At 61.5% G+C, this 25588-nt stretch carries 24 protein-coding genes; 18 read left to right on the top strand and 6 right to left on the bottom strand.

Translation table 11 applies throughout. The features are described 5' to 3' along the window. The first annotated feature begins 205 nt into the window (after positions 1–205). From lptF to tadA, 10 genes are all read left to right on the top strand, one after another. Complete coding sequence (gene lptF, locus EJD88_RS12575; protein WP_099585003.1) at positions 206–1324, top strand: LPS export ABC transporter permease LptF; 1119 nt, start codon at positions 206–208, stop codon at positions 1322–1324. After that, positions 1317–2396: an LPS export ABC transporter permease LptG gene (gene lptG / locus EJD88_RS12570; protein ID WP_099585004.1), complete on the top strand. Its 1080-nt coding sequence runs from the start codon at positions 1317–1319 to the stop codon at positions 2394–2396. The genes lptF and lptG overlap by 8 nt, the downstream gene beginning before the upstream one ends. 151 nt (positions 2397–2547) lie before the next feature. Beyond that, complete coding sequence (lepA, locus tag EJD88_RS12565) at positions 2548–4347, top strand: translation elongation factor 4 (protein ID WP_032859966.1); 1800 nt, start codon at positions 2548–2550, stop codon at positions 4345–4347. 5 nt (positions 4348–4352) lie between these two features. Continuing rightward, positions 4353–5207, top strand: coding sequence for a signal peptidase I (gene lepB, locus EJD88_RS12560; RefSeq protein ID WP_099585005.1), 855 nt, complete (start codon positions 4353–4355; stop codon positions 5205–5207). 161 nt (positions 5208–5368) lie between these two features. Then, positions 5369–6058 (top strand): ribonuclease III, encoded by a 690-nt coding sequence (rnc, locus tag EJD88_RS12555; protein ID WP_032886446.1) that lies wholly within the window; start codon positions 5369–5371, stop codon positions 6056–6058. After that, positions 6051–6953, top strand: coding sequence for a GTPase Era (era, locus tag EJD88_RS12550; protein WP_043204836.1), 903 nt, complete (start codon positions 6051–6053; stop codon positions 6951–6953). The genes rnc and era overlap by 8 nt, the downstream gene beginning before the upstream one ends. Positions 6954–7095: 142 nt before the next feature. After that, positions 7096–7785, top strand: a complete 690-nt coding sequence (recO, locus tag EJD88_RS12545) for a DNA repair protein RecO (protein ID WP_158878100.1) — start codon at positions 7096–7098, stop codon at positions 7783–7785. A gap of 51 nt (positions 7786–7836) precedes the next feature. Continuing rightward, positions 7837–8580 (top strand): pyridoxine 5'-phosphate synthase, encoded by a 744-nt coding sequence (pdxJ, locus tag EJD88_RS12540; protein WP_099585007.1) that lies wholly within the window; start codon positions 7837–7839, stop codon positions 8578–8580. Between the two features lie 251 nt (positions 8581–8831). Next, positions 8832–10214, top strand: a complete 1383-nt coding sequence (locus tag EJD88_RS12535; RefSeq protein WP_158878099.1) for a multicopper oxidase family protein — start codon at positions 8832–8834, stop codon at positions 10212–10214. Beyond that, positions 10214–10711 (top strand): tRNA adenosine(34) deaminase TadA, encoded by a 498-nt coding sequence (tadA, locus tag EJD88_RS12530; RefSeq protein WP_158878098.1) that lies wholly within the window; start codon positions 10214–10216, stop codon positions 10709–10711. Before EJD88_RS12535 ends, tadA begins: the two co-directional genes overlap by 1 nt. 79 nt (positions 10712–10790) lie before the next feature. On the opposite strand, the gene cmoB is transcribed toward tadA, so the two are convergent. From cmoB to EJD88_RS12500, 6 genes are all read right to left on the bottom strand, one after another. After that, on the bottom strand, positions 10791–11747 hold the full coding sequence (gene cmoB / locus EJD88_RS12525) for a tRNA 5-methoxyuridine(34)/uridine 5-oxyacetic acid(34) synthase CmoB (protein WP_158878097.1): 957 nt from the start codon (positions 11745–11747) through the stop codon (positions 10791–10793). Continuing rightward, the gene (gene cmoA, locus EJD88_RS12520; protein WP_099585010.1) at positions 11744–12487 is read right to left on the bottom strand and encodes a carboxy-S-adenosyl-L-methionine synthase CmoA; all 744 of its coding nucleotides are present in this window, start codon (positions 12485–12487) and stop codon (positions 11744–11746) included. The genes cmoB and cmoA overlap by 4 nt, the downstream gene beginning before the upstream one ends. 36 nt (positions 12488–12523) lie before the next feature. Beyond that, a complete protein-coding gene (locus EJD88_RS12515) occupies positions 12524–13180 on the bottom strand; it encodes a lysoplasmalogenase (RefSeq protein WP_099585011.1) in 657 nt (218 codons plus the stop codon). Between the two features lies 1 nt (position 13181). Further along, on the bottom strand, positions 13182–13571 hold the full coding sequence (locus EJD88_RS12510) for a protease inhibitor I42 family protein (RefSeq protein ID WP_099585012.1): 390 nt from the start codon (positions 13569–13571) through the stop codon (positions 13182–13184). Positions 13572–13827: 256 nt separating this feature from the next. After that, positions 13828–16248, bottom strand: a complete 2421-nt coding sequence (gene lon / locus EJD88_RS12505; protein WP_099585013.1) for an endopeptidase La — start codon at positions 16246–16248, stop codon at positions 13828–13830. 124 nt (positions 16249–16372) lie between these two features. Continuing rightward, a complete protein-coding gene (locus EJD88_RS12500) occupies positions 16373–17362 on the bottom strand; it encodes a GntR family transcriptional regulator (protein ID WP_158878096.1) in 990 nt (329 codons plus the stop codon). 336 nt (positions 17363–17698) lie between these two features. On the opposite strand from EJD88_RS12500, the gene EJD88_RS12495 reads away from it, so the two are divergent. The 8 genes from EJD88_RS12495 to EJD88_RS12460 all read left to right on the top strand — a co-directional run bounded on the left by EJD88_RS12495 (position 17699) and on the right by EJD88_RS12460 (position 25345). Next, on the top strand, positions 17699–19021 hold the full coding sequence (locus tag EJD88_RS12495) for an amidase (RefSeq protein ID WP_158878095.1): 1323 nt from the start codon (positions 17699–17701) through the stop codon (positions 19019–19021). Between the two features lie 11 nt (positions 19022–19032). Then, on the top strand, positions 19033–19911 hold the full coding sequence (locus tag EJD88_RS12490) for a polysaccharide deacetylase (RefSeq protein WP_003234086.1): 879 nt from the start codon (positions 19033–19035) through the stop codon (positions 19909–19911). Between the two features lie 38 nt (positions 19912–19949). Next, positions 19950–21290 (top strand): MFS transporter, encoded by a 1341-nt coding sequence (locus tag EJD88_RS12485; protein WP_099585016.1) that lies wholly within the window; start codon positions 19950–19952, stop codon positions 21288–21290. A gap of 10 nt (positions 21291–21300) precedes the next feature. After that, positions 21301–22062, top strand: coding sequence for an SDR family NAD(P)-dependent oxidoreductase (locus EJD88_RS12480; RefSeq protein ID WP_099585017.1), 762 nt, complete (start codon positions 21301–21303; stop codon positions 22060–22062). 77 nt (positions 22063–22139) lie between these two features. Then, a complete protein-coding gene (locus EJD88_RS12475) occupies positions 22140–22889 on the top strand; it encodes an SDR family NAD(P)-dependent oxidoreductase (RefSeq protein WP_158878094.1) in 750 nt (249 codons plus the stop codon). Between the two features lie 13 nt (positions 22890–22902). After that, positions 22903–23202 carry a hypothetical protein gene (locus EJD88_RS12470; RefSeq protein WP_099585019.1) on the top strand — a complete coding sequence of 100 codons (300 nt, stop codon included), beginning with the start codon at positions 22903–22905 and terminating at the stop codon, positions 23200–23202. After that, complete coding sequence (locus tag EJD88_RS12465; RefSeq protein ID WP_158878093.1) at positions 23199–24173, top strand: GTP-binding protein; 975 nt, start codon at positions 23199–23201, stop codon at positions 24171–24173. Before EJD88_RS12470 ends, EJD88_RS12465 begins: the two co-directional genes overlap by 4 nt. Further along, positions 24170–25345 (top strand): PotD/PotF family extracellular solute-binding protein, encoded by a 1176-nt coding sequence (locus tag EJD88_RS12460; RefSeq protein WP_112193637.1) that lies wholly within the window; start codon positions 24170–24172, stop codon positions 25343–25345. The genes EJD88_RS12465 and EJD88_RS12460 overlap by 4 nt, the downstream gene beginning before the upstream one ends. Positions 25346–25588 lie beyond the last annotated feature (243 nt).

Here is a 25588-nt window from a genome sequence, read left to right as displayed (position 1 = left end):
AGCGACAAAGGCCGCAGTTTGAACCTCGCCGACGGAGCCTGACAACCCTTGGCGCACGCTTTGTAGGTGTGCGTGAGGTTGCGCAGTGACAGGCGCGGTCAATCACAGGATAATGCGCCATCTTTTTAGCCGGCCCTGTGTAAGGGGCTGACTCGGTATGCTGCTTGTTTGGCCGCCTTAGCCTGACAACCCTGGAGTGTCTGGTTTGATTGTCTTCCGTTATCTGTCCCGCGAAGTCCTGTTGACCCTGAGTGCCGTGAGTGCGGTCCTGCTGGTCATCATCATGAGTGGTCGTTTCGTCAAATACCTGGCCCAGGCTGCTTCCGGCGCCCTGGATCCAGGTTCGTTGTTCCTGATCATGGGCTTTCGCCTGCCAGGATTCCTGCAACTGATCCTGCCACTGGGCCTGTTCCTCGGGATCCTGCTGGCCTACGGCCGCCTGTACCTCGAAAGCGAAATGACCGTGCTCTCGGCCACCGGCATGAGCCAGCAGCGCCTGCTCGGCATGACCATGATCCCGGCCGCGGGCGTCGCGTTGATCGTCGCCTGGCTGAGCCTGAGCCTGGCCCCCCAGGGCGCCATGCAGTTCCAGCTGGTGCTGAACAAGCAGGACGCGATGACCGAGTTCGACACCCTCGAACCGGGCCGCTTCCAGGCACTCAATGACGGCACGCGGGTCACCTACACCGAAACCATGACCGAAGACCGCGCCAACCTGGGCGGGGTATTCATCTCCGAGAAACGCCTGGGCCAGGACAAGAAAGACCGGGGTATCTCGGTGCTGGTCGCCGAGTCAGGCCGCCAGGATATACGGCCGGACGGCAGCCGCTACCTGATCCTGGAAAACGGCTATCGCTATGACGGCAGCCCTGGCCAGGCCGATTACCGGGCTATCAAGTACGACACCTACGGCGTGTTGCTCGCCCGTCCGGATGTCAGCGACGAGGTGACCGACCGCGACGCCATTCCTACGACGGAGCTGCTCGGTAGCCAGGAGCTGCGCTCCATCGCCGAGCTGCAATGGCGTATTTCCCTGCCTTTGCTGGTGTTTATCGTGACCCTGATGGCCGTGCCGCTGTCTCGCGTCAACCCGCGCCAGGGCCGCTTCCTCAAGCTGTTGCCGGCGATCCTGCTGTACATGGCTTACCTCACCATCCTGATTTCCGCCCGCGGCTCCCTGGAGAAAGGCAAGCTGTCGCCGACCCTGGGGTTGTGGTGGGTGCATGGGATCTTCCTGGTGATCGGCCTGGGCCTGCTGTACTGGGAGCCTATCCGTTTGAAAATGTTGAGCCGTCGTGGCCAGAAGGAGTTGGCTCGTGGCTAAGCTCGATCGCTATATAGGTAGCAGCGTCCTGATCGCCATCCTGGCGGTACTGGGCATCATCCTCGGGCTGGCCTCGTTGTTCGCCTTCATCGATGAAGTGGGCAACGTCAGCGACACCTACACCGTGTGGGATGTGCTGAGTTACGTGGCACTTACCGCGCCGCGTCGTCTCTACGACATGATGCCGATGGCCGCGCTGATCGGCTGCCTGATCGGCCTGGGCAGCCTGGCCAGCAACAGCGAACTGACGATCATGCGTGCCGCCGGGGTGTCCATCGGTCGTATCGTCTGGGCGGTGATGAAGCCCATGCTGCTGCTGATGCTGTGCAGCGTACTGATCGGTGAATACGTCGCACCGCCGGCTGAAACCACTGCCCAGGCCAATCGCGCCCTGGCCCAGGGTTCGGGCGATGCACAAAGCGCCAAGCATGGCCTGTGGCACCGCCAGGGTGATGAGTTCATCCACATCAACGCCGTGCAGCCGGGCGGCCTGTTGATCGGTGTGACGCGCTACACCTTCGATAAAGAACGCCACATGCTGTCGTCCAGCTTCGCCAAACGTGCACAGTACAGCGGCGAAAAATGGCAACTGACGGATATCACCACTACGCACTTTCGCAATGTCGGCCAAGGCACCAAGGCCAGCACCGAAGTGATCAATGTGCCAAGTGAAGAGTGGGACATTGCACTTAAACCGCAATTGCTCAATACCGTGGTGATGATCCCCGAAAGCCTGCCGATCTCCGGATTGTGGAGTTACATCCACTACCTGAAGGAGCAAGGGCTGAACAACGGCCGCTACTGGCTGGCGTTTTGGGTCAAGGTGTTGCAGCCGGTGGTGACTGCCGCGCTGGTGTTGATGGCGATCTCGTTCATCTTCGGTCCATTGCGCTCCGTGACCCTGGGTCAGCGTGTATTTACCGGTGTGCTGGTGGGCTTTACCTTCCGGATTGCCCAGGATCTGCTCGGTCCGTCGAGCCTGGTGTTCGGTTTCTCGCCGCTGTTTGCGGTGCTGGTGCCGACCGCCATCTGCGCCCTGGCCGGGTTCTGGCTGCTGCGCCGAGCCGGTTGATACCGCGCTTATGCACAAAAAATGCCCCGCTCGAATGAGTGGGGCATTTTTGTTCTGGTCAGCAAAGATGACGTCTGGCTGAAGCTTCAGGTACAATTCCCGGCTATTTTTCAGCGGGCAATCTGCCTGCAGCCTTTTTGAGTGTTGATCCGTGAGTGATTTGAGTCATATCCGCAATTTCTCCATCATCGCCCACATTGACCATGGTAAGTCGACGCTGGCCGATCGATTCATCCAGATGTGCGGCGGCCTTGCCGAGCGTGAAATGGAAGCCCAGGTACTGGACTCCATGGACCTCGAACGCGAGCGCGGGATCACCATCAAGGCCCACAGCGTTACCCTGTACTACACCGCCAAAGACGGTATCAAGTACCAACTGAACTTCATCGACACCCCGGGCCACGTTGACTTTACCTACGAAGTCAGCCGCTCCCTGGCGGCCTGCGAAGGTGCGCTGCTGGTGGTGGACGCGGGCCAGGGCGTTGAAGCCCAGTCCGTGGCCAACTGCTACACCGCCATCGAGCAAGGCCTGGAAGTCATGCCGGTGCTGAACAAGATCGACCTGCCGCAGGCCGATCCGGACCGGGTAAAAGAAGAAATCGAAAAAATCATCGGCATTGACGCCACCGACGCCGTCGAGTGCAGCGCCAAGACCGGCCTGGGCGTCGACGAAGTGCTCGAACGCCTGGTCAAGACCATCCCCGCCCCCACCGGCAACTACGAAGATCCGCTGCAAGCGTTGATCATCGACTCCTGGTTCGACAACTACCTGGGGGTTGTCTCCCTGGTACGTGTGCGCCACGGCCGTGTGAAGAAGGGCGACAAGATCCTGGTCAAGTCCACCGGCAAGATCCACCTGGTGGACAGCGTCGGTGTATTCAACCCGAAACACACCGCCACCACTGATCTGAAAGCCGGTGAAGTAGGCTTCATCATCGCCGGTATCAAGGACATTCACGGTGCACCGGTCGGTGACACCCTGACCTTGAGCTCTACCCCTGACGTTGACGTGCTGCCGGGCTTCAAACGCATCCAGCCGCAGGTTTACGCCGGTCTGTTCCCGGTCAGCTCCGATGACTTCGAAGACTTCCGCGAAGCCCTGCAGAAGCTGACCCTCAACGACTCGTCGTTGCAGTACACCCCAGAAAGCTCCGACGCCCTGGGCTTCGGCTTCCGTTGCGGCTTCCTCGGCATGCTGCACATGGAAATCATCCAGGAGCGCCTTGAGCGCGAATACGACCTGGACCTGATCACCACCGCGCCAACGGTTATTTTTGAACTGTTGTTGAAAACCGGTGAAACGATTTACGTCGACAACCCGTCCAAGCTCCCAGACCTGTCTTCCATCGAAGACATGCGCGAGCCGATCGTGCGCGCCAATATCCTGGTGCCGCAGGAACACCTGGGCAACGTCATTACCCTGTGTATCGAAAAGCGTGGCGTGCAGCACGACATGTTGTTCCTCGGTACCCAGGTGCAAGTGACCTACGATTTGCCGATGAACGAAGTGGTCCTGGACTTCTTCGACCGTCTCAAATCCACCAGTCGCGGCTATGCTTCCCTGGATTACCATTTCGACCGGTACCAATCGGCGAATCTGGTGAAACTGGATGTGTTGATCAACGGCGACAAGGTCGATGCCCTGGCACTCATCGTGCACAAGGACAACGCGCACTACAAAGGTCGCCAACTGACCGAGAAGATGAAAGAACTGATTCCGCGCCAGATGTTCGACGTCGCGATCCAGGCCGCCATTGGCGGACAGATCATTGCACGGACCTCTGTCAAGGCTCTCAGAAAGAACGTACTGGCCAAATGCTACGGCGGCGACGTAAGCCGTAAGCGCAAGCTGCTTGAGAAGCAAAAGGCCGGTAAAAAACGCATGAAGCAAGTGGGCAACGTGGAAATTCCACAAGAAGCCTTCCTTGCGGTGCTCAGGTTGGATAGTTAGGTCCTATGTCGCTAAATTTCCCGCTGTTGCTGGTCATCGCCGTTGCCGTTTGCGGTCTCCTGGCGTTGCTCGATCTGGTGTTCTTCGCCCCGCGTCGGCGGGCGGCCATCGCGTCCTATCAGGGCAGCGTCAGCCAGCCCGATGGCGTGGTGATCGAGAAACTGAACAAAGAGCCTTTGCTGGTTGAATACGGCAAGTCGTTCTTCCCGGTGTTGTTCATCGTGCTGGTGCTGCGTTCGTTCCTGGTGGAGCCGTTTCAGATCCCTTCGGGGTCGATGAAACCTACCCTGGACGTGGGCGACTTCATCTTGGTGAACAAGTTTTCCTACGGGATTCGCCTGCCGGTGATCGACAAGAAGGTCATTGAAGTCGGTGATCCGCAGCGCGGCGATGTGATGGTGTTCCGCTATCCGAGCGACCCGAACGTCAACTACATCAAGCGTGTGGTGGGCCTGCCGGGCGACGTGATTCGCTATACCAGCGACAAGCGTCTGTTGATCAATGGCGAGTCGGTGTCCGAGAAACTGCTCGGTTCCGAACCGAACAGCCTGGGCAGCGCCGAGCTGTACCAGGAAAAACTCGGTGCGGTAGAGCACGAAATCCGCAAGGAAATGAGCCGCTACCGCGCCATGCCTGACGGCGAGTGGAAAGTGCCGGCCGGGCACTATTTCATGATGGGCGACAACCGTGACAACTCCAATGACAGTCGCTACTGGGATGACCCGAGCATTCCCAAGGAGCTGCTGGGCATGGTTCCCGACCAGAATATCGTCGGCAAGGCCTTCGCGGTCTGGATGAGCTGGCCGGAACCCAAGCTCAGCCACCTGCCGAATTTCTCGCGGGTCGGGCTGATCAAGTAATACAAGCGGCGCTGTGAACACAGCGCCGACTGCTTTTCTGGGGCTTGGACAATTCCGGCTCCAGGCTGTAACCATCAGGATGTGAATTTGAACACTGCGTCAATCGTCGATGGCCGCCGGTGCCACCCACTAGATATGCAGCAACTAGGTATGGATAAACCGTGACCGTTTCGCTAAGTCGTTTAGAGCGCCAGCTCGGCTACACCTTCAAGGATCAGGAATTGATGATCCTTGCCCTCACACACCGCAGCTTTGCAGGGCGTAATAACGAGCGCCTGGAATTCCTCGGTGATGCCATTCTCAATTTCGCCGCCGGTGAGGCGCTGTTCGAACGCTTCCCCCAAGCGCGCGAAGGCCAGCTGTCGCGCTTGCGTGCGCGCCTGGTAAAAGGTGAGACCCTTGCCGTACTGGCCCGTGGTTTCGGCCTGGGTGAGTACCTGCGCCTGGGGTCCGGCGAATTGAAAAGCGGCGGCTTCCGTCGCGAGTCGATCCTGGCCGATGCCCTCGAAGCGTTGATCGGTGCGATCTACCTCGATGCAGGGATGGAAACGGCCAAGGAGCGCGTGGTCGCCTGGCTGGCTTCGGAGATTGAAAGCCTCACGCTGGTCGACACTAACAAAGATCCCAAGACCCGCCTGCAGGAATACCTGCAGTCCCGTGGTTGCGAACTGCCACGCTACGAAGTGGTGGATATCCAGGGTGAGCCCCATTGCCGCGTATTCTTCGTGGAATGTGAAATCACCTTACTGAATGAAAAAAGCCGAGGTCAGGGTGTGAGCCGTCGTATTGCCGAACAGGTAGCGGCCGCTGCAGCACTGATTGCCCTGGGCGTGGAGAATGGCCATGACTGATTCAACCGCAACACGCTGTGGCTATGTTGCCATCGTTGGCCGCCCGAACGTGGGCAAGTCCACGCTGCTCAACCACATCCTCGGCCAGAAGCTCGCGATCACCTCGCGCAAGCCGCAGACCACTCGCCACAACATGCTGGGCATCAAGACCGAAGGCACCGTGCAAGCGGTCTACGTCGACACCCCTGGTATGCACAAAGGCGGCGAGAAAGCCCTGAACCGCTACATGAACAAGACCGCTTCGGCGGCGTTGAAAGACGTCGACGTGGTTATCTTCGTGGTCGACCGCACCAAGTGGACTGACGAAGACCAGATGGTCCTTGAGCGCGTGCAGTACGTCACCGGGCCATTGATCGTCGCGCTGAACAAGACCGACCGCATCGAAGACAAAGCCGAGTTGATGCCACACCTGACCTGGTTGCAGGAACAATTGCCGAACGCCCAGATCATGCCGATCTCGGCCCAGCACGGTCACAACCTCGAAGCCTTGGAGCGCGTGATCGCCGGCTACCTGCCGGAGAACGAGCACTTCTTTCCGGAAGACCAGATCACCGACCGCAGCAGCCGCTTCCTCGCCGCCGAACTGGTGCGCGAGAAAATCATGCGCCAGATGGGCGCCGAACTGCCGTACCAGATCACCGTCGAAATCGAAGAGTTCAAGCAGCAGGGCAAGACCTTGCATATCCATGCGCTGATCCTCGTCGAACGTGACGGCCAGAAGAAAATCATCATTGGTGACAAGGGCGAGCGCATCAAGCGCATCGGCACCGAAGCGCGCAAGGATATGGAGTTGCTGTTCGATTCCAAGATCATGCTCAACCTGTGGGTGAAGGTGAAAGGCGGCTGGTCCGATGACGAGCGTGCACTGCGCTCCCTGGGCTACGGCGACCTGTAAGGACACGGCAGGGCAAAAAATGTGGGAGGGGGCTTGCCCCCGATAGCGGTGGGTCAGTTAATAGATAAGTGACTGAGCCACCGCCATCGGGGGCAAGCCCCCTCCCACATTAGGTTTGTATTGTTTTCAAGATAGAGAACCCATGTCCCAATCCCAACCCCCCAGCCAACTCGCCTATGTCCTGCACAGCCGCGCCTATCGCGAGACCAGCGCGCTGGTAGATTTCCTCACGCCCCAAGGCCGCCTGCGTGCAGTCTTGCGCAGTGCGAGGGGCAAGGCGGGTACGTTGGCGCGGCCGTTCGTTGCGTTGGATGTGGAGTTTCGCGGCAAGGGTGAGCTGAAAAACGTCGGTCGGCTGGAAAGTGTCGGCACCTCTGCCTGGCTCAACGGCGATGCACTGTTCAGCGGTCTGTACCTCAATGAACTGCTGATCCGTCTTTTGCCCGCCGAAGACCCGCATCCGGCGGTCTTCGATCACTACGCCGCCACGCTGTTGGCCCTGGCCGAAGGCCGTCCTCTGGAACCCCTGTTGCGTGCGTTCGAATGGCGCCTGCTGGATGACCTCGGCTACGGTTTCGACCTTCACAACGACCTGCACGGCGCGCCCATCGCCGCCGATGGCATGTACCGCCTGCAAGTCGACGCTGGCCTTGAGCGTGTCTACCTGCTGCAACCGGGCCTGTTCCAGGGCACTGAGCTGTTGGCCATGAGCGAAGCGGATTGGACGGCGCCGGGCGCCTTGTCCGCCGCCAAGCGCCTGATGCGCCAGGCCCTGGCCGTGCACCTGGGCGGACGGCCGCTGGTCAGCCGCGAGTTGTTTCGAAAGCCCTGACATCCCCGTGTATGCTGTGCACCGTTTCTTTCCCTATTCAGGAGCGCTTCCGTGACCACCAGCAATCGCATTCTTCTTGGCGTCAACATCGACCACGTCGCCACCCTGCGCCAGGCCCGGGGCACCCGTTACCCTGATCCGGTCAAGGCCGCGCTGGATGCCGAAGAAGCAGGCGCCGACGGCATCACCGTGCACCTGCGCGAAGATCGCCGCCACATCCAGGAACGCGATGTGCTGCTGCTCAAGGACGTGCTGCAAACCCGCATGAACTTCGAAATGGGCGTCACCGAAGAAATGATGCTGTTTGCCGAGCGCATCCGCCCGGCGCACATCTGCCTGGTCCCGGAAACCCGCCAGGAGCTGACCACCGAAGGCGGCCTCGACGTGGCCGGCCAGGAAGCGCGGATCAAGGCCGCTGTGGAGCGCCTGTCGAAGATCGGCAGTGAAGTGTCGCTGTTCATCGACGCCGACGAGCGCCAGATCGAAGCGTCGCGTCGCGTCGGCGCGCCGGCCATCGAACTGCACACCGGCCGTTACGCCGATGCCACCACGCCGACTGAAGTGGCGGATGAACTGCAGCGCATCATCGACGGTGTGAACTGCGGCCTCAATGAAGGCCTGATCGTCAACGCCGGTCATGGCCTGCATTACCACAACGTGGAAGCTGTTGCCGCGATCAAGGGCATCAACGAGCTGAACATCGGTCATGCGCTGGTGGCTCATGCGCTGTTCGTCGGTTTCAAAGGCGCAGTGGCCGAGATGAAGGCCCTGATCCTGGCCGCTTCCAGGACCTGAGCGAGCACACTATAAGATTCAATGGAGATCAACATGTGGGAGGGGGCTTGCCCCCGATAGCAGTGTGTCAGTCAGCCTACTCTTATCTGATGCACCGTAATCGGGGGCAAGCCCCCTCCCACATTTTTGATCTTCATTGCAGTCCACAATTCAGCTGTGCGGCAATGCGAAGCCTTACTGTTTAGCCGATGCAGGTGTATCGTATCTGCCCTTTGCAGGCCGTGCGCCTGCGGCAGATACGTGAGGTTGTTGTGTCCCGATCCTTTTCCCGTCGACAAATCCTGGGTGGTCTTGCAGGCCTGGCCGTAGTGGGCGTCGGTGCCGGTGGCGCCTACCGCTACTGGCTGGGGAAAGTCGCCGAATCCGAAGCGGGTCACGATTACGAGCTGATTGCCGCACCGTTGAACGTGGAACTGGTGCCAGGCCACAAGACCCAAGCCTGGGCGTTCGGCCCCTCGGCACCGGGTACCGAGTTGCGTGTGCGCCAAGGCGAATGGCTGCGGGTGCGCTTTATCAACCACCTGCCGGTCGCCACCACCATTCACTGGCATGGCATCCGCCTGCCGCTGGAAATGGACGGCGTGCCCTACGTCTCGCAATTGCCGGTACTGCCCGGCGAGTACTTCGACTACAAATTCCGCGTGCCCGACGCCGGCAGCTACTGGTATCACCCCCATGTGAACAGCAGCGAAGAACTCGGCCGTGGCCTGGTCGGCCCGTTGATCATCGAAGAACGCGAACCCACCGGTTTCAAGCACGAACGCACCCTCAGCCTGAAAAGCTGGCACGTCGATGAAGAGGGCGCCTTTGTCGCCTTCAGCATCCCCCGTGAAGCGGCACGTGGCGGTACGGCTGGGCGGCTGTCGACCATCAACGGTGTGTCCCAGGCAGTGATCGATTTGCCCGCCGGGCAGATCACTCGCGTGCGCCTGCTCAATCTCGACAACACCCTGACTTACCGCATCAACATTCCCGACGTCGAAGCGAAGATCTACGCGCTGGACGGCAACCCCATCGAACCGCGCCCGCTGGGCAAGGAATACTGGCTGGGCCCGGGCATGCGCATCTGCCTGGCGATCAAGGCACCGCCTGCGGGTGAAGAATTGTCGATCCGCAATGGACCGGTGCGCCTGGGCACCTTCCGCTCGGTAGCCAACACCGATGCGCCCACCGAATGGCCGCCCGCGCTGCCGGCGAACCCGGTCGCCGAGCCGGACCTGGCCAATGCGGAAAAACTCAACTTCAATTTCGAGTGGGTCGGCTCGGTGTCGGTCAACGTCGAAAACGGCAAGCCGCCCAGCCTGTGGCAGATCAACGGCCAAGCCTGGGACATCACCGACAAGACCTGCGCCGACCGCCCGATAGCCAAGCTGGAGAAGGGCAAAAGCTACATTTTCGAATTGAAGAACATGACCCAGTACCAGCACCCGATCCATCTGCACGGCATGAGCTTCAAGGTGATCGCCTCGAACCGCCACAAGGTGATCCCGTATTTCACCGACACCTACCTGCTGGGCAAGAACGAGCGCGCCCGCGTGGCATTGGTGGCGGATAACCCGGGGGTGTGGATGTTCCACTGCCACGTGATCGACCACATGGAAACCGGCCTGATGGCCGCCATCGAGGTGGCGTGATGCGCCAGATTCGCCCCACGGCGATCATCGACCGCAGCCGCGACCAGGACTTTATGCGCGAAGCCCTGGCCCTCGCCGCCCAAGGCGCGGCACTGGGCGAAGTGCCGGTGGGCGCGGTGCTGGTGCAGGACGGCGAAATCATCGGCCGTGGTTTCAACTGCCCCATCAGCGGCAACGACCCTAGCGCTCATGCCGAAATGGTCGCCATCCGCGCCGCCGCCCAGGCCATCAGCAACTATCGGCTGGTGGGCAGCACGCTGTATGTGACGTTGGAACCGTGCAGCATGTGCGCGGGGTTGATCGTGCATTCGCGTATTGCGCGGGTGGTGTATGGCGCGCTGGAGCCCAAGGCGGGGATTGTGCAGAGCCAGGGGCAGTTTTTTACCCAGGGCTTTTTGAATCATCGGGTGTTGTTTGAAGGTGGTGTGCTGGCCGAGGAGTGCGGCACAGTCTTGAGCGAATTCTTCAAGGCCCGCCGAGCCAAGCCGCCAACCTAAAGAACACGGATGAGCAAATGTGGGAGGGGGCAAGCCCCCTCCCACATTTTGATCTCCACTTTTTCAGAGAGATTGGGGATTATTTCCTGGCGATGATCACCGCCCGCATCGGCGCCGGCAGTCCTTCAATCGTCTTGCTGTGATCCTCCGGATCGAGGAAGTCACTCAGCGACTGATACTTCATCCACTCCGTCCCCCGCTGTTCTTCGACTGTAGTCACGCTCACATCCACACAACGCACATCGCTGAAACCGGCGCGGCGCAGCCACAACATCAGTGCTGGCACCGACGGCAGGAACCACACGTTGCGCATCTGCGCGTAGCGATCTTCCGGCACCAGCACTTGCTGTTGATCGCCTTCCACTACCAGCGTTTCCAGTACCAGCTCGCCGCCCTTGACCAGTGTGTCCTTCAACGCCAGCAAATGCTCGATGGGCGAGCGGCGGTGGTAGAACACGCCCATGGAAAACACCGTGTCGAAGCCTTCCAGGTTCGCCGGCAAATCCTCAAACGGGAATGGCAGGTGCCAGGCCTTGGGTTCGGACAGGTAGCGCTGTACCGCCTGGAACTGGCAGAAGAACAACCAGTTCGGGTCCACGCCAATTACGCTGTCGGCACCGGCACCGAGCATGCGCCACATGTAGTAACCATTGCCGCAGCCCACATCGAGGACGCGTTTGCCCTTGAGGTCCAGGTGCGGCGCGACCCGCGACCACTTCCAGTCCGAACGCCACTCGGTGTCCACATGCACGCCGAACAGGTGAAATGGCCCCTTGCGCCACGGGCACAGGCCTAACAATGCGGTGCGCATTTGCGCACGGGTTTCGTCGTCGCAGTCGGTGTCCAGCACCAGGTCGTTCAGCAAGTCGACGTTGCTGGGCATGATCTTCGGCAGCGCATCCAACGCACTCTGCCAGCGCTCCAGGTCGCCATGGCCTTTTTCCATTTTGCTGTCGAGCTGCGCTTGCAGGCCTTGGGCCCATACGGCCAGGGGAGTACCGACCAAATGGCGGGCGAGGGGGGACAGATCAATCATGGCAGGGCAATCAACGAGGCAAAGTTAAGACACTGGAACCACGGCACGACTTTCGAGAACCCGGCCGCCAGCAGGCGCTCGCGGTGTTCTTCGAGGCTGTCGGGCTTCATGACGTTTTCGATGGCGCTGCGCTTCTGGGCGATTTCCAGTTCGCTGTAGCCGTTGGCGCGTTTGAACGCGACATGCAGATCGGTGAGCAGCGCATGTTCTTCAAGGTCATTGAAGCGCAGCTTTTCCGAGAGGATCAATGCACCGCCGGGCAGCAGCGACTGACGAATACGCGACAACAAAGCCAGGCGCTCGTCGGGGGCGATAAATTGCAGGGTGAAATTCAGCGCCACCACCGAGGCCGGTTGGAACTGCAACGCGAGGATGTCGCCGTCGATCACCTCGACCGGCAGCAGCTCCTGGAACATCGAGTCCTGGCCATTGAGGTATTCGCGGCAGCGCTCGACCATCGCGGCCGAGTTATCCACAGCGATCACCCGGCAACCCTCGGTGCGCACATGGCGACGCAGGGCTTGGGTCACGGCACCCAGGGAAGAGCCCAGGTCATACAGCACGCTACCCGGTTGGGCAAATTGCGCGGCCAGCACGCCGAGGTTTTCGACGATAGTGGGGTAACCCGGCACCGAGCGCTTGATCATGTCCGGGAACACCCGCACCACATCCTCGTTAAAGGCGAAGTCCGGCACCTGGGGCAGGGGCTGGGCGAATAGGCGATCGGGTTCTTTGCTCACGGCTGTTCCGGCGACGATGGGGGAAAGGCCGGCATTTTAGCCAAGTTGGCCCTCGTGTGCGCGGGTTGTCTGATGGAATGCTGATGCGGTGATCCCCCACTGGCCAAGCCAATAAGTAGCGATCAACAAATACGGCGCCGCCTCGAATGCCACCACGAAGCGATTGATACCGATCAGTGCGTCGGAAAACACAAACGACACCGCGCCCGCCGCCGCCAACACTGCCGAGCGTTTTGGCACGTCGCTGCCCAATCGTGCCAGCGCACGCCAGAGCATGGCGCTGATCACCAAGGCGTAAACCACCACGGGTATCAGCAAGTCGCCGAGCCCATGGGAAATCAGGATGCTCAGCAGAATCGCGCCCACGCCCAGTGCGAGAGCCAATGGCAACAACGCCAAACGACGGCAATCGCTGAAGTAGGCTTTGAGGTACGCGAGGTGAGCAAACAGAAACGCGCCGAGACCAAAGATAAACAGGTCGCCCGGCCAGGCCAGCAACACATCGCCGACCAGGGAAAAAATCAGCCCCAGGCTGATCCAGCGTCGATAGTCGGTGGGCGGTGCGTCATGCAGCCAACCCAACAACGCCAATACCGGCAGCGGCTTGACCAGCAGACACAGCAACATCGCGTGGGTGCTCAAGCCGTAGATAAACGTGGCCGCGCCCATCAACGCAAGAATCAGCCAGGGCATATCAGTTCACCGTAATGGCGCAGTCGAAAGTCTCGGCCGGCTCGGCTTCCGGCTCCCAAGGTTGTTGGGAGGTCAGGCGCAAACGGCCCTGGCCGGCAGTAAACGCCTGGAAGCGCCAGGTGGATTGGCCGCCACCGCCGATCACACCGGACTCTGAGCTGCTGTATACCTCCGGGCTCAGCGCTCGCAGCACACCGCCGGCGGAATCCTGGATGGCCCAGCGGTAGCCGGTGGTGGGGTTGCTGGGCAGGGTGAGGATCAGGTTTTGCCCGGTTTTAAGCTGGAGCGGGCAGGCGCTCTGGTTGTCCACGCTGACGTTTTGCTTGGGGGCACTGGCGCATCCGGCCAGCAGGGCAAGGCTCAAGGGGAGAAACAGGCGGGCAGCGGTCATGAAGGCTCCGTTAATACACGACGAAGGGGGAGCATAACCGAAGATGAGACAAGGTGTGACAGGAGGGAAATGACAGAAGTGAGTGTGGGCTTGCTTGTTGTGGTGAGCGGGCTTGCCGCGCTGGGCTGCGCAGCGGGCCCAAAACCGAACGCCACGTTTTGTCTGACAGCGCGCAGCGTTTTTCAGGGGCGGCTTCGCCACCCAGCGCGGGGCAAGCCCGCTCACCACAGAGGCCTTCACAGACGCTAGAAGTTTGTCAGAACAGCACCTTCGCCACATCCGCAAAGCGCTTGGCAAAGTGCACCGTCATGCCTTCCTTCAGATAGTCCGGTAACTCTTCAAAACTACCGCGATTCGGCTCCGGCAGAATCAGCTCGTGAATCTTCTGGCGCCGCGCCGCGATCACCTTCTCGCGCACCCCGCCGATCGGCAGCACATGCCCGGTCAACGTCAGTTCGCCCGTCATGGCCACGCCTTTTTTCGGCGCTTGATTGCGCGCCAGGGATAACAGCGCACTGGCCATGGTCACCCCGGCACTCGGGCCGTCCTTCGGCGTAGCGCCTTCCGGTACGTGCAAGTGCACGAAGGCTTCGTCGAAGAACTTCGGGTCACCGCCAAACGACTTCAGGTTGGAGCTGATGTAGCTGTAGGCGATTTCGGCGGACTCTTTCATCACCTCACCCAACTGCCCGGTGAGCTTGAAGCCGCGATTGAGCGTGTGGATGCGTGTCGCCTCGATTGGCAACGTCGCGCCGCCCATGCTGGTCCAGGCCAGGCCGGTGATCACACCGGTGCCGGACAGCACTTGTTCGTTGCGGAATACCGGCATGCCGAGGGAGCTTTCCAGGTCTTTGTTGCCGATCTTGATCACCGACTTCGGCTCATCCAGCAACTTGACCACCGCCTTGCGCACCAGCTTGCCCAGTTGTTTCTCCAACTGGCGCACCCCGGCTTCACGGGCGTAACCGTCAATCAATGCGCGCAGGGCGCCGTCGCTGATGCTCAGGCTGTTTTTCGAGACCCCGGCTTTTTCCAGCTGTTTTGGCCACAGGTGGCGTTTGGCGATGGCGACTTTTTCTTCGGTGATGTAACCCGACAGGCGAATCACTTCCATACGGTCCAGCAAAGGGCCGGGAATCGAGTCCAGGGTGTTGGCGGTGCACACGAACAGCACTTTGGACAGGTCCAGGCGCAGGTCCAGGTAGTGATCGAGGAATTCGACGTTCTGCTCCGGGTCGAGGGTTTCCAGCAGTGCCGAAGCCGGGTCGCCCTGGAAGCTCTGGCCCATCTTGTCGATCTCGTCGAGCATGATCACCGGGTTCATCACTTCCACATCCTTGAGCGCCTGCACCAGCTTGCCCGGCAGGGCGCCGATGTAGGTGCGGCGATGGCCCTTGATCTCGGCCTCGTCGCGCATGCCGCCGACGCTGAAACGATAGAACGGCCGGCCCAGGGACTCGGCGATGGATTTACCCACGCTGGTCTTGCCCACGCCCGGCGGGCCGACCAGCAGCACGATGGAACCGGCGACTTCACCTTTATAGGCGCCCACCGCGAGGAATTCGAGAATGCGGCTCTTGATGTCATCCAGGCCGGCATGGTGCTTGTCCAGCACCTTGCGCGCGTGTTTCAGGTCAAGTTTGTCCTCGCCATACACGCCCCATGGCACCGAGGTGGCCCAGTCCAGATAGTTGCGCGTCACGGCGTATTCCGGCGAGCCGGTTTCCAGGATCGACAGTTTGTTCAGTTCTTCATCGATGCGTTTTTTCGCCTGGGCCGGCAACACCTTGCCTTCCAGGCGCTGCTCGAACTGCTCCACGTCGGCGCTGCGGTCGTCCTTGGTGAGGCCCAGCTCTTGCTGGATAACCTTGAGCTGTTCCTTGAGGAAGAACTCGCGCTGGTGTTCGCCGATCTTGCGGTTCACCTCGGCGGAGAGTTCTTTTTGCAGGCGCGCCACTTCGACTTCCTTGCGCAGCATCGGCAAGACTTTTTCCATGCGCTTGAGCATCGGCACGCAGTCCAGCACTTCCTGCAGCTCATTACCTGTCGCCGAGGTGAGGGCGGCGGCGAAGTCGGTGAGGGGCGACGGGTCGTTGGGGCTGAAACGGTTGAGGTAGTTCTTCAGCTCTTCGCTGTACAGCGGGTTGAGCGGCAGCAGTTCCTTGATCGCATTGATCAGCGCCATGCCGTAGGCCTTGACCTCGTCGGTCGGCTCGGTGGGCTGGTGCGGGTATTCGACCTCCACCAGGTACGGTGGGCGGTGGTGCTTGAGCCAGGTCTTGATGCGCACGCGGGTCAGGCCCTGGGCAACGAATTGCAGCTTGCCGTTCTCGCGGCTGGCGTGGTGCACCTTCACCAGGGTGCCGTACAGCGGCAGCGCGGAGGTGTCGAAGTGACGTGGGTCTTCCGGCGGCGTGTCCATGAAGAACAGGGCGAGGGAGTGGTGGTCGGATTTGCTCACCAGTTCCAGCGTCTCGGCCCACGGCTCTTCGTTGACGATCACCGGCAGCACTTGCGCCGGGAAGAAGGGCCGGTTGTGGATCGGGATGATATAGACCTTGTCCGGCAGGTTTTGCCCAGGCAGGGCCAGGCCGGTATTGGACGAAGGGGTTTCAGCGTTTTCTGGGTCGGCGTAATCGTTGAGGTCGTAATCAGGGAATTCTTGCTGGTCGCTCATGGGGCACCTGCATAAGGAAGTATGCAGGTTAGATGGGGCGGGCCAGCAGTGGTTTCAATGGTGGGAGTGAGATAGCAACATATTGCATAAATTATCTGCTGCCATGCGGTCGATGTGGGAGCATTCAGCTGATTTTGTGCAGGTAGGCGGGTAGGGGTTGCTCCGGCAATACCGATAACACCTTCAACCGCTGCAACATCCGCTGGCGTGCCCGTTGCAAATGTTCGCGCAGGTTCAACGCCGCCGCATCAAACGCGCCATGCAGCAACAGCTCCAGAATCAAGCGATGTTCAGCCAACATCGCCGGATCAGCGCCGATCCCCAGCAAACGGTAGAAAATCCGGCTGATGATCATCGGGCTCTGGCCCTGGCGAATCAGTGCGGCGATCTTGCGGTTCTGCATCCCGGCCAGGCAGCGCTGGTGCAAGTCTTCCTCGATCTGTTCGATGGCTTCCAGGCTGCACTCGGCGCTGTCCTGGGCATCCAGTACCCGCCGCAACATCGCTTCAAGCATCTCGCGGTCGAGGTCCGGTGCGCTCTGGCGCAGGGCCTCGGGCTCCAGGCAGGCGCGCAGTTCGTAATCTTCGGTGACTTCCCGTGCGGTCAAGGGCCCGGCCAGCCATTGGGAATAAGGCTCTTTTTCCACCAGGCCCCGGTCGCGCAGGCGCATCAGCGCTTCACGTACCACTGCGCGGCTGACCCCATAGTGGTCGGCGGCGGCTTGTTCATCCAGGCGGTAATGGCCGAACGCAATGCAAGTGGACAGCGCCGCGCCGATCCCCTCGACGATGCGCTCACCCAAGGGCCGGGTGTCCACCAGTTCAGCCTCGCCGTTCAGGCCCAGATGCGCATGGCTCAGCGGCAGCCGCAGCGGCTCCATGGCCAGCCCCTCGGGGTTGATCAGATAACCTCGGCCGGCGAAACGGCAGATCAAGCCTTCGGCATGCAGCAGGTCCAGGGCCTTGCGCACCGGCACGCGGCTGGTGCCGAACAATTCGGCCAACGGCGCTTCCAGTAAAACCAGGCCATGCCGAGCGATGCCGTTGACGATCGCGTCGCGCAACACTTGGTGAATCATCGCGTAACGGGAGGCCGAGGCGGACACTGCTTTCATTACGTTCCCTGGGGCTTGTAGGACGGTGGCCGGGGATTCTCTCATAAGTTGCACCTGTCACTCTGTGCTACGTCGCTGGCACTTTTTTGGGGCCTGAAAGTGACGGCTGTTACTTTTCTGCACCAAAATGTACTTATTAATAAAAGATACATTATTTCATTGAGGGCGACTCACGAACGCAACGCAAGACTTTTTTGCCCTTATCCAAACCATCTATCCCGCAGTTATGGACGGAAAACCGCAATCAGCTACACGAGGCAAAATAGAGACTGGCACGAAAGCTGCCTTTGTAAAATGTACATTTTATGAATATGTACGTTTTATGAGGTTTTCCTGATGTCAGACGCCACGTCAATGGCCGAGGATTTCGCCAGCGGTCGCAGCGACCCGGTGCAAGCCCTCGAACAGGCACTCGATCAAGCGAGCGGCTCGGCCAGCGTTTTCATTTCCCTGACCGCCGAGCGCGCCCGCCGTGAAGCCGAAGCGTCCGCTGCCCGGTGGCGCGCCGGCCAACCCTTGAGCAGGTTCGACGGTGTGCCCATGGCCTGGAAAGATCTGTTCGACGTGGCTGGCAGCGTCACCACCGCCGGCGCGGCTTACCGGCGCAACGCGCCTGCCGCCTTGCTCGATGCGCCGAGCGTGGGCCTGCTGTGCCGCGCCGGGATGGTCAGCGTCGGCAAGACCAACCTCAGCGAACTGGCGTATTCCGGCCTGGGCCTGAACCCGCATTTCGGCACGCCGCACAACCCTCATGGGGCGGACCAAGCGCGTATTCCCGGCGGCTCGTCCTCGGGTTCGGCCGTGGTCGTGGCCGCCGGGATTGTGCCGATTGCCATGGGCACCGACACCGCTGGCTCCATTCGCATCCCGGCCGCCCTCAACGGCCTGGTCGGCTATCGCAGCAGCAGTCGGCGCTACAGCCGTGACGGCGTGTTTCCCCTGGCCCACACCCTCGACAGCCTCGGCCCGCTGACCCGCAGCGTGCGTGATGCGCTGGCCATCGACGACCTGCTCCATGGCCGCGCCCAGACCCACAACGCCCGCAGCCTCAAGGGCCAGCGCTTTGTGTTGGCGCAGCAGGACGTCGAGCCTGCGGTGCGCAACAACCTGCTGCGCGCCGTGGCGCAACTCCAGGCCCAAGGCGCGCTGATCGAAGAACGTGAATGCCCGACCTTCCAGGCCACCCTGGACCTGATCAAACACCACGGCTGGCTCGGATCCTTCGAAGCCTTCGCCCTGCACCAGAGCCTGCTCGACAGCGCCGATGCCGAGCAACTCGACCCCCGTGTGCGCCGCCGCCTTGAAGCTGCGCGCACGTTGCCGGCCAGCCAACTTATCCACCTGACCGATGCGCGCCGCCGCCTGCAACAGCAACTGCTCGACGACCTCGACGGCGCGATCCTGATCACCCCCACCGTGGCCCATGTCGCGCCGCCACTGGCACCGCTGGAAGCCGACGATGACCTGTTCATCAGCACCAACCTCGCCACCCTGCGCCTGACCATGCCCGGCAGTTTGCTCGACATGCCAGGCGTCAGTGTGCCCAGCGGCCGCGACGCCCAGGGCCTGCCCACCGGGCTGCTGCTCAGCGCCCCGACGGGGGAGGACGCGCGGCTGTTGCGCGCGGCCTTGTCTGTCGAATCCGTACTCAACATTTAAGGAGACACATCATGGCTAAAGACATTCTCTGTGCATTCGGCGTCGACGTGGATGCCGTCGCCGGCTGGCTCGGTTCCTACGGCGGCGAAGACTCGCCGGACGACATCTCCCGTGGCCTGTTCGCCGGTGAAATCGGCGCGCCGCGCCTGCTCAAATTGTTCGAACGCTACGGCCTGCGCACCACCTGGTTTATTCCCGGCCATTCGATGGAAACCTTCCCCGAGCAGATGAAGGCGGTGGCCGATGCCGGTCACGAAATCGGTGTGCATGGCTATAGCCATGAAAACCCCATCGCGATGACGGCCGAGCAAGAAGAGATCGTGCTGGATAAGTCCATCGAGCTGATCACCCAGGTTACCGGCAAGCGCCCGACCGGCTACGTCGCGCCGTGGTGGGAATTCAGCAAGGTCACCAACGAACTGCTGCTGAAAAAAGGCATCAAGTACGACCACAGCCTGATGCACAACGACTTCCATCCCTACTACGTGCGCAAGGGCGACAGCTGGACCAAGATCGACTACAGCCAGCACCCCGACACCTGGATGAAACCCTTGGTACGCGGCGAAGAAACCGACCTGGTAGAGATCCCGGCCAACTGGTACCTGGACGACCTGCCGCCGATGATGTTCATCAAGAAAGCCCCCAACAGCCACGGCTTCGTCAACCCGCGTCACCTGGAAGAAATGTGGCGCGACCAGTTCGACTGGGTCTACCGCGAACACGAACACGCGGTGTTCACCATGACCATTCACCCCGACGTGTCCGGCCGCCCGCAAGTGCTGTTGATGCTTGAGCGCCTGATCGAACACATCCAGAGCCATGCCGGCGTGCGCTTCGTCACCTTCGACGAAATCGCCGACGACTTTATCCGCCGCCAGCCGCGTACCTGATCCCAACCCAAGCAGCCCCCACCTCCCGAGGCGCGATTATGTCCATCTACAACAAGCTTGACCTGACTGGCTGGAAACCCCGGCAACTGACGTCCCAGGAAGTGCGCTTCGCCACCTGGATCGCGTTTTTTGCCTGGGTGTTTGCGGTGTATGACTTCATCCTTTTTGGCACGTTGTTGCCGGAGATCGGCCGACACTTTGGCTGGGGTGAAGTGGAGCAAGCTGAAATCGCGACCTGGGTGGCGGTGGGTACTGCCGTGGTTGCCCTGGCCATCGGCCCAATCGTGGATAAATTGGGCCGCCGTAAAGGGATTATTTTCACCGTGGCCGGCTCTGCGCTGTGCTCGGCGCTGACGGCCATTGGCGGCGCGTGGGGCAAGTCGCCGCTGATTCTGATCCGTTCGCTGGGTGGCCTGGGGTATGCCGAGGAAACCGTCAACGCCACCTATCTGACCGAACTGTATGGCGCCTCGGAAGACCCGCGCCTGACCAAACGCCGCGGTTTCATCTACAGCCTGGTGCAGGGCGGCTGGCCGGTCGGTGCGTTGATCGCCGCCGGTTTGACCGCGTTGCTGCTGCCGATCATCGGCTGGCAGGGCTGCTTCATTTTCGCCGCGATCCCTGCGGTAGTGATCGCGATCATGGCGCGCAAGCTCAAGGAGAGCCCGCAGTTCCAGATCCACCAGCGCATCAGCGAACTGCGTAAAAGCGGCGCGGTGAAAGAAGCGCAGAACGTCGCCGTGACCTACGGCGTGGATTACGACGAACACAGCAAGGCTGGCCTCAAAGCGGCGTTCCGTGGCCCGGCCCGTCGCGCCACGCTGGTGATCGGCGCGGCGCTGCTGCTCAACTGGGCAGCGATCCAGGTGTTCAGCGTGCTTGGCACGTCGGTGATCGTCAGCGTGCACCACATCTCGTTCGAGAACTCGTTGATCATCCTCGTGCTGTCGAACCTGGTGGGTTACTGCGGCTACCTCAGCCATGGCTGGATGGGCGACAAGATCGGCCGCCGCAACGTGATCGGCCTGGGCTGGATGCTCGGCGGGCTGTCGTTCGCCGGCATGCTGTTCGGCCCAAGCAACATGGCCATGGTGGTCGGGCTGTACAGCCTGGGTCTGTTCTTCCTGATCGGGCCGTACTCGGCTGCACTGTTCTTTATCAGCGAAAGTTTCCCCACCAGCATCCGTGCCACCGGTGGCGCAATCATCCATGCCATGGGGCCGATTGGTGCAGTGGTCGCAGGCTTCGGTGCGACCCAAGTGTTGTCCGCCGGCAGCGACTGGCAGACCGCTGCGCTGTGGTTCGGCGCGTTACCGTGCTTCCTGTCCGGCATGTTGATGTTTGCCGCCCGCCATGTGCGTCCGGAAACCGTTCAATAAGGAGCCATTGATGAGTCGTAAAGTTGCCTTGATTACCGGTGCCGCCAGCGGCATCGGCCAAGCCCTCGCCGTGGCCTATGCGCGCAGCGGCGTGGCAGTGGTGGGCGGGTATTACCCGGCCGACCCGCACGACCCGCAAGCCACTGTCGACCTGGTGGAACAGGCCGGTGGCGAATGCCTGATGTTGCCGCTGGACGTGGGCGATACCGCTTCGGTGGACGCCCTGGCCGCACAGGCCGTGCAGCACTTCGGCCGGTTGGATTACGCGGTCGCCAACGCCGGCTTGCTGCGTCGCGCGCCGCTGCTGGAGATGACCGATGCGCTGTGGGACGAGATGCTCAACGTCGACCTGACGGGGGTGATGCGCACCTTCCGTGCGGCGACGCGGCACATGAAGGAAGGCGGCGCACTGGTGGCGATTTCCTCGATTGCCGGTGGCGTGTACGGCTGGCAGGAACACTCGCACTATGCCGCCGCCAAGGCCGGTGTGCCGGGCTTGTGCCGGTCGCTGGCGGTGGAATTGGCGGGCTTGGGCATTCGTTGCAATGCGGTGATCCCGGGGTTGATCGAGACGCCGCAGTCCCTGGACGCGAAAAACTCGCTGGGGCCGGAGGGCTTGGCGAAAGCAGCGCGGGCGATTCCGTTGGGGCGGGTAGGGCGGGCTGATGAGGTGGCGTCGCTGGTGCAGTTTCTGACCAGTGAGGCGTCGAGTTATCTGACCGGGCAGAGCATCGTCATCGACGGCGGCCTCACTGTGCGCTGGCCTGACTAACAGGTGTACTCGATCAAAATGTGGGAGGGGGCTTGCCCCCTCCCACATTGGAAGTGGATTTTTTCAGGAGTTTTTGCATGAACCAACTGACTAACCGCCGGGCCGTGATCACCGGCGCCGGCAGCGGCATCGGCGCTGCCATCGCCCGCGCCTACGCCGTTGAAGGCGCGCGTCTGTTATTGGCCGACCGCAACGCGGCCAGCCTCGCCGAAACCGCGATCACCTGCCGCAACCTCGGCGCCGAGGTCTTTGAATGCCTGGCTGATGTGGGCACCGTCGAAGGCGCCCAAGCCAGTGTCGACCGTTGCGTCGAACACTTCGGCGGCATCGACATTCTGGTCAACAACGCCGGCATGCTGACCCAGGCGCGTTGCGTCGATCTGTCCATCGAGATGTGGAACGACATGCTGCGCGTCGACCTCACCAGTGTGTTCGTCGCCAGCCAGCGCGCCTTGCCCCACATGGTCGCGCAGCGTTGGGGGCGGATCATCAATGTGGCCTCGCAACTGGGCATCAAGGGCGGCGCCGAACTGACTCACTACGCAGCCGCCAAGGCGGGCGTGATCGGCTTTACCAAGTCCCTGGCGCTGGAAGTGGCCAAGGACAATGTGCTGGTCAACGCCATCGCCCCTGGCCCGATTGAAACGCCTTTGGTCGGCGGTATCAGCGACGACTGGAAACGCGCCAAGGCTGCCGAACTGCCCCTGGGCCGCTTCGGTTTGGCGGATGAAGTCGCGCCCACCGCCGTGCTGCTCGCCAGCGAGCCGGGCGGCAATCTGTTCGTCGGCCAGACCCTGGGCCCGAACTCCGGCGACGTCATGCCATGAGTGAGGTGTAGCCATGTGCGGACTCTGCGGATTGCTCGGCGAAGACCTGCACTGGAGCGACCCCCTGGGCGACGAATTGCCCCGACGCCGCGAGCGCCTGCGCCGTATTGCGGCGATCAACCAGGTGCTGGCGGTGTTCCGGCTCAAGGTCGAAGACTTCCAGGGCGCTTCCTATCTGCTGTTGGGCGCCACCGGTAAACAGGCATTGGCGAGCGGCCTGGATCAACTCTGGCAGGCGGCCGAAACCATGCTCGGCCGCCCGCTGGACCCCCTCGATGCCCGGCTGTTGGATCACCTGGAGTCCGCCCCATGAGCATCGCCCTGAATGTCATCACCGGCTTCCTCGGCAGCGGCAAGACCACTTTGCTCAAGCGCCTGCTGCAGGGCGAAAGCCTTGGCGATACCGCACTGCTGATCAATGAATTCGGCGACGTCGGCATCGACCATCTGTTGGTCGAAGAAGTCGCGCCCGACACTGTTCTGCTGCCCAGCGGCTGCGTGTGCTGCTCGATCCGTGGAGAACTCAAGGACGCGCTGCTCGGCCTGTTGCAACGCCGTGAGCGTGGCGAAATACCTGCGTTCAAACGGGTGATCCTGGAAACCACCGGCCTCGCCGACCCGGCGCCGATCCTCGCCACCCTGAACAACGATGTGCAATTGCGTGGGCGTTTTCACATTGGCCTGGTGATCACCCTAGTCGACGCCAGCCACGCCGCCCTGCAAGAACGCCTGCACCCGGAGTGGCTGGCCCAAGTGGCGGCCGCGGACCGTTTGCTGCTGAGCAAGACGGACCTGGCGGGCGACTGCGAGCCACTGCGGGCGCACCTGCGGGCACTCAACGCCGGCACGCCGATCCTCAACACCCATGACATCCACAGCGGCGAACAACTGCTGCTCGGCGAGGGCCTGCGCAGCGCCGAGCCGACGGTGGAAGTCAGCCGCTGGCAACTGCATCAAACCACCAGCGCCACCCACGGCGCGGCGCAAGTGTGCAGCCTGACCTTCGACCAGCCGCTGGATTGGGTGGGTTTCGGGGTGTGGTTGTCGATGCTGTTAAGATGCCACGGCGAACGAATCCTTCGCGTCAAAGGACTGCTCAACGTGAACGCCAGCAACGCCCCCATCGTCATTCATGGCGTGCAGCACTGCCTGCATGCCCCGGTCCATCTGCCTGCGTGGCCGGGCACGGATCGGCAATCGCGCCTGGTGTTTATCCTGCGCGGCCTGGACCCGGCGCTGCTCCGGCGATCCTTTGAGGCGTTCTCGCGGCGGTTCGCCGGATGATCACCCTACGTGTCCTCGGCACCTCCGTGACCTTGCTCGAAACCTTGCGCGTTCGGGCTGAACAGGAACTGGGCATTCGGCTGATCTACCAGGTGCACGACGTCGAACAGGCCCAGCGCATTGCGGTGATGCAGCCCGACAGCTACGACCTGTACGACCAGTGGTTTCACAACGTCGACTTTGTGTGGCCGGCCCGTGCGATCCAGCCCATCGATACACGACGCATCGCGCTGTGGCATGAGATCAACGACCTGCCCAAGCGCGGGCGCCTGTCCTCCAGCGACCGCCTGGGCAGTGGCAGCGTGCCCAGCGAGCGCTTATTCGTGCAGCACGACGGCAGCCTCGGCAGCACCGTCACCGAACGCATCAGCATGCTGCCCCTGACCCACAATGCCGACAGTTTCGCCTACCGTCCCGAGCGTCTGCCCGAAGGCTTTTGCCACGGCAACGAGAGCTGGGGCTGGCTGCTGGACCCGGCCTGGCGCGCGCGCACGGCGCTGCAAAGTGACGCCGCCATCGGCGCCCTGGATGCCGCGCTGGCGGTGCAGGGCGCAGGGCTGGCCCGTTTTAACGACATCGGCAACATGAGCATCGAAGAGATCGACGTGTTGGCTGACATTCTGGTGCGCAAGCAGAAGGAGGGGCACTTCGCGGCGTTCTGGTCTGACGATGAAGAGGCGGCGCAATTGATGCTCAGCCCGAACGTTGATATCCAGAGCCTGTGGTCGCCGACCTTGATGCGCTTGCATCGCGCCGGGGTGAAATACCGTCTGGCCGTGCCCCGCGAAGGCTATCGCGCCTGGTTTGGCGGTTTGTCGCTGTCGCGCCATGCCCAAGGCCCGGTGCTGGATGCGGCCTATGCCTACCTCAACTGGTGGCTGTCCGGCTGGCCCGGCGCGGTCATGGCCCGCCAGGGTTATTACATCGGCAACCCTGCGCGCAGTCGCGACCACCTGAGCAGCGCTGAGTGGGATTATTGGTATGCCGGGAAGGCTGCTCGGGAAGAGTTGTTGGGGAGTGATGGGTTGCCGTTGATTGATGTGGGTGAGGTGCGGGACGGGGGGTCGTATGAGCAGCGGATGGGGCATATCGCGGTGTGGAATTCGGTGATGGATGAGCACAACTACCTGGTGCGCCGGTGGGGGGATTTCATGCGGGCGCGGTGTGTTTGATTGAGTTGGTTGGGTGCTACCGGGTTTGTCGGGGTACATATCCGTTATTTGGGTAACGGCTGCCTATGGTTCCGCCCTTACGGCGGGTCACTTTTGGAAAGGCCCAAAAGTAACCATGGACTTGTTCCCTCGCAGCGGACGCCAAGAAGCGATATTTTAATCGCAACCTTGGAGGCACCTATGTCACAGCAAACCCGCCGCAGTTACACCGACGACTTCAAAGCTCAGGCAGTGACACTCGCT

It is taken from the genome of Pseudomonas sp. PB105 (assembly GCF_009764655.1).
Taxonomy (GTDB): Bacteria; Pseudomonadota; Gammaproteobacteria; order Pseudomonadales; family Pseudomonadaceae; genus Aquipseudomonas; species Aquipseudomonas cyclaminis.
This window is presented reverse-complemented; position numbering and strand designations above follow the sequence as displayed.